Origin of the sequence: Methylocaldum sp., assembly GCF_035627495.1 — a bacterium.
Lineage (GTDB): Bacteria > Pseudomonadota > Gammaproteobacteria > Methylococcales > Methylococcaceae > Methylocaldum.
Genome location: NZ_DASPLO010000010.1, coordinates 1 through 3,849, shown reverse-complemented (window position 1 = coordinate 3,849; position 3,849 = coordinate 1). Strand labels below are relative to the sequence as shown.

Here is a 3,849-nt window from a genome sequence, read left to right as displayed (position 1 = left end):
GCGTCTGCTTTGGGAGCAGAATGTCGGGGGTTCGAATCCCTCTACCCCGACCAAGCGCTTGTAGCTCAGCCGGATAGAGCATCGGCCTTCTAAGCCGAGGGTCGCAGGTTCGAGTCCTGCCAAGCGCGCCATCTATTTGTAATTTATTCGACGGTGGCCGTAGCTCAGTTGGTAGAGCCCCGGATTGTGATTCCGGTTGTCGTGGGTTCGAGCCCCATCGGTCACCCCAACTTAGTCCGTATTAGATATTCCCGCACCGGGCCGTTAGCTCAGCTGGTAGAGCAGTGGACTCTTAATCCATTTGTCGTAGGTTCGATCCCTACACGGCCCACCAACAAAAACAAAGGCTTGCAGCGATGCAGGCCTTTTTTATCGCCCGCGATTGTTGCCAAGGTACAATTTCGGTACAGTGCGCAGTACGAGACACCGTACCGAGAGACTTATGGCAACCATCGTCAAAACCCCTTCGGGCACCTGGAAAGCCGTCATTCGAAAGACCGGTTGGCCGACGACGGCCAAGACCTTCCGCACCAAAAGGGATGCCGAAGATTGGTCGCGGCGCACCGAGGATGAAATGGTGCGCGGCATCCATATCCAGCGCGCCCCAGCCGAGCGCATGACGGTGCAGGCCGCCCTGCAGCGATACCTGTCCGAGGTGACCCCAACCAAACGGCCGTCAACGCAAGCCGCAGAGCGCAAACGAGCAGCCATTCTGATCGACAAGCTTGGCAAGTACTCTCTGATCGCCCTGACGCCCGAAATTATCGCGCAGTACCGCGACAGTCGCCTGGCCGGCGACCCTGGCGACAACGGTGAGCGCATCCCGCGAAGCAACAATACCGTGCGGCTGGAACTCGCCCTTTTGGGCCATCTGTTCACCGTAGCCATCAAGGAATGGGGTTGGGGCTGATCTATAATCCGGTGCTCAATATCCGGCGTCCGGCGCCGGGGCCTGGGCGCAATCGCCGATTATCGGCCGATGAGGAAAAGCGGCTGTTGGAGGCCGTAGCCGCCCACTCGAATCCGATGCTGCGATGGATTGTGGGTATCGCCCTCGAAACCGGCATGCGGTCGTCGGAAATACTGACGCTTCGTCGCAATCAGGTCGACCTTGAGCGACGGATCGTACGACTGCTGGAAACCAAGAACACGACGCCGCGCACCGTGCCTCTAACCCTCGGCGCGACTCAGCTGTTTCGGCAGGCGTTGAATAATCCGATCCGCCCTATCGAAACGGATTTGATCTTCTTTGGCGAGCCCGGAAAGGACGGCCACCGGAATCCATACCAGTTCAATGCCGTATGGACTCGATTGAAAAAGGCGCTCGGCTTAAAAGACTTCCGCTTCCACGACCTGCGGCACGAGGCCGTCAGCCGCTTTGTGGAGGCCGGCTTGAGCGATCAGGAGGTCGCTGCGATCAGCGGGCACAAATCCATGCAAATGCTCAAGCGCTACACGCACTTGCGCGCTGAGGACATCGTGAGCAAGTTGGACGCCGTGCGCGTCTCAAAGTAACTCAGCTCTTTTCTGAACATGTTATGGACCGCTTGGCGCGTAATTCCCAGCCGTCGGGCAATTTCGGCTTTGCTGAGCCCGCTTCGATACATGAGTTCCGCTTCTATCCGGTTGGCTGATACATGGACGTATTCATATGCAAAACGTCGAATTTCTTCAGTGATGTTGTCGCAACGCGTCAACTCTTTGTAAAGCCAATTGTTATTGCGCTCCTCAAAAATCTCTTGCAGCTTTGCGTGAAATGCCGCTCGGTACTTATGGTCGACCCGGTATCGCGAGGTTTTGTCGCGTGGATCGTGTACCTTACAAAAACGACGGCTCAGACCCTTGCTCTCCAACCCTTTCGCATGTGCTTGGTTGGCGGCCGATAAACGCCAGCAGAGCTCGCAATAGCCAGTCAATGAGCCGATACTCGCTTTAAGCCGTTGGTTTCTCGAAGCCCTTCCGCGTTGAGGCTTATGCGATTTATTTTGCGTAGACGGTCCCACGCTACGTTTCGGCCCTCTTCCACGGCAAAACAGTAGTACCTCGTACAACGACTCCAATGTATTCTGGAACGACTGGGAGCCGAATCGTGGTTCTTCCAGATCCAATCGTATTTGCGCCCTAATTTTATCCTCTATCTCTTTGATGCTCTTTCGTGCAGCGTCGGAGAAACTTTCCATCCCGAAAAGGCGCAATCTCCCTGTCCGCGTTGCATAATCGAAAACGACGGGATCAATATGCTTGTGAACCAGTTTCCAGATCGGCCAGCGTCTGGATGCCGTTGTGAATGGACCGGACTCGCATTCTTCCGCAAACGCGCGAATTGCGGCTGCGACAACCTTATCGCAACCTGGATGTAGGTATATCGGCATCGACTCAGACGGATTTTCCATCGCAACTCGCCAAAGTGTAAACTAAATATTCATATTCTATTCCTTTCAAGTCCTTTCTCAAGACGTAATCTCTCCGCGTAACACCAATTAACACGGAGATTTAAGTGAACACCACCGCCCGGCTAACCGAAAAATACGGCGTGCTCCTGAACATCGGCCAGGTAGCCGAAATACTCCAACGAACCCCAGATGGATTGAGGTTTACGCTTCGAGGCAACTCGGCGCTCGCGAAAAAGCTGCGCCCTGGCCGCCTAAAGATCGGGCGCCGGGTGCTGTTCAAGGCCGATGTCGTTGCCTCCATCGTCGATCATGGGGTAGAGGAGTAGGGCAGGCAAGACTGCGCCGGAACGGCGTGCCCCTCCATGCATCAAAGCCAACTTAATTTTGTGCTGAGACGTGAGGCCGAGGTCGAGCAGCGTTTCACCGGCAAGATGGATACTGGTGGAAATGTTACAAAATAAATGGGCCGAGAATGCTGCAACATTCGCCGGCCCTCGGTCACGTCACCCCCGCCTAAAGGGATGAGACTATGACGGTCTCATCATACCACTGTGGAATTTGACACAGGTAATCGTTGTGGCCACAATTCGGCGAAACCGCGCTGGTTTGAGCCGCCGGAAAAACACGCCGACAGGCCCGGCGTGCTACGGACGCTCATCGAGCGGATCCGCGAGTACTACGATTCCCCGCAAAAGACACTTCCCGCCCTCAACGCCGTCAACGAATCGGACCGCCAGCAACGCAGCGAGCGCCGCGAGGCGGAAGTCGCCCTGCTCGGCTGTCTGCTTCACTACACTGACCTAGTGACGCTCCGCGTCGGCATCCCACAGGCCGACGGATCGATCCAGGGGCTCACCATGGAATTCCTGGCCAAGACCTCCGGCCTTGGTCTCCGGAGAGCGGAGCGGGCTATTCATGACCTTGTGGCGGCCGGAATCGTCGCGATCCATCCCATAACGCAACGCCTAGAAAATTGCGCCTACAAAGGGTTCGCGGCTATCCGCGCCATCTCCCGCTCGCTATTCGACGCTTTTGGGCTCGGGAAATGGCTCCGGCACGAGCGAGAAAAGGCCGCCAAGCGCCGGGAGAAGAGACAACAGAAAGCCAATCTGCGAAGCCGGGCCAACGTGATAATGGCCATGAACGGGAAGCGCGGCCCAGAGCGCCGAACTACGCCGCAGACTGCCGCCTTCGTCGAAACCCGTACCAACGGTCCCGCGTCCGTCGGCGCGATCCTCGCTGGCATCAAGGCCAGTCTAAAAGGTAACGGTCCGCCTTCATAACCCACCCTTTTTCTGCCCCTCTCCCCTTTCTTTTGAGTTATGCTCGAAAGTTGTGGATGAGGGGCTGAGGTAGGCGGCGTATTCTGGATGGTCTTCGAGGTCATCCATTCCTGTTGAGAGGAGCGAATACGCCATGAGTGAAGATAAGGTCATTCGGTTGAAGAGTCCAGGGA

At 56.4% G+C, this 3,849-nt stretch carries 4 protein-coding genes and 3 tRNA genes; all 7 read left to right on the top strand.

All coding sequences use genetic code 11. The annotated features are described in order from the left end of the window. The first annotated feature begins 54 nt into the window (after positions 1-54). The 7 genes from VEB01_RS01145 (at position 55) to VEB01_RS01115 (ending at position 3,676) form a co-directional block, all read left to right on the top strand. Positions 55-131: transfer RNA gene (locus VEB01_RS01145), tRNA-Arg, on the top strand. A 22-nt stretch (positions 132-153) separates the two neighbouring features. After that, positions 154-229 (top strand) — tRNA-His (locus VEB01_RS01140). A 29-nt stretch (positions 230-258) separates the two neighbouring features. Continuing rightward, a tRNA-Lys gene (locus VEB01_RS01135) sits at positions 259-334 on the top strand. A gap of 108 nt (positions 335-442) precedes the next feature. Further along, entirely contained in the window at positions 443-910 is a 468-nt protein-coding gene (locus VEB01_RS01130) for a site-specific integrase (protein WP_324872267.1), read from the top strand. Continuing rightward, positions 901-1,515: a site-specific integrase gene (locus tag VEB01_RS01125; protein ID WP_324872266.1), complete on the top strand. Its 615-nt coding sequence runs from the start codon at positions 901-903 to the stop codon at positions 1,513-1,515. The genes VEB01_RS01130 and VEB01_RS01125 overlap by 10 nt, the downstream gene beginning before the upstream one ends. A 982-nt stretch (positions 1,516-2,497) precedes the next feature. Beyond that, positions 2,498-2,719 (top strand): DNA-binding protein, encoded by a 222-nt coding sequence (locus tag VEB01_RS01120; protein WP_324872265.1) that lies wholly within the window; start codon positions 2,498-2,500, stop codon positions 2,717-2,719. 315 nt (positions 2,720-3,034) lie between these two features. After that, on the top strand, positions 3,035-3,676 hold the full coding sequence (locus VEB01_RS01115; RefSeq protein ID WP_324872264.1) for a hypothetical protein: 642 nt from the start codon (positions 3,035-3,037) through the stop codon (positions 3,674-3,676). Positions 3,677-3,849 lie beyond the last annotated feature (173 nt).